Origin of the sequence: Streptococcus oralis (assembly GCF_003943415.1) — a bacterium.
GTDB lineage: Bacteria > Bacillota > Bacilli > Lactobacillales > Streptococcaceae > Streptococcus > Streptococcus oralis_BJ.
Window position 1 is genome coordinate 1 of record NZ_RJPK01000029.1, and the last position, 684, is coordinate 684.

A 684-nucleotide genomic window follows, 5' to 3' on the forward strand; every position below is an offset into this window, starting at 1 on the left:
GAATGAAGACTGGAGCACAGAGGAAGCGATAGACGTCATATCGTTTTTTCAGACGGTTGAGCTCGCTTATGAAAAAGGCGTAGAGCGCGATGTACTAATGAGTGCTTACCGCCGCTTTAAAGAAATCGTTCCGGGAAAAGCCGAGGAAAAAAAGCTCTGCAGCCAGTTTGAAGAAGCGAGCGATTACTCTCCGTATCAGGCAGTCAAAAAAGCAAAGGAACAAACGGAAAATACGAAAATTAAAATGTAATGAGAAAATCCAAAACAAAAAGGGATGGGCACAACAGGCCATCCCTTTTTGTTTAAACCGATACTTTCTGCGTCAGGCGGTAAAGGAAGGCGAGCTTTTCAAAAGCCGCTTCGATTTCGGATAGAAACGCCTCTTCGCTCATTTGCAGGACTTCGTCTTTTGCAAGCTGAATACCGCAAAGCGCTTCTGCTTTCTTCACGTTGACGAGCCGTTCAAACAGGTTCTCCAGCTCTTTATCGTCCATCTCAGACTGTCTTATGACGTCCGGTTTCGTATGATCGGCCGACCAGACAAAACGGCTTGGAATGTTGCTTTCAATGTCCGGCAGATGCTTTTTAAACAGCTGGCCGTATTCCTGCTTGAGAGGAGACTCATAGATCAATGCAAACCATACGAACACGTGGGTTTCCCATAAACCAATTTGGAAATGAGGC

General features: G+C 45.6%; 2 protein-coding genes. One reads left to right on the forward strand and one right to left on the reverse strand.

The window, feature by feature from the left end; genetic code table 11:
* Positions 1-250 (forward strand): UPF0223 family protein (locus D8801_RS09695; protein WP_142999293.1); only part of this gene is annotated, 250 nt, incomplete at its 5' end.
* 52 nt (positions 251-302) lie between these two features.
* Here D8801_RS09695 and D8801_RS09700 read toward each other — a convergent pair.
* Positions 303-684, reverse strand: a 382-nt coding sequence (locus D8801_RS09700) for a DUF1054 family protein (RefSeq protein WP_125849456.1), incomplete at its 5' end; no start/stop codon positions are given.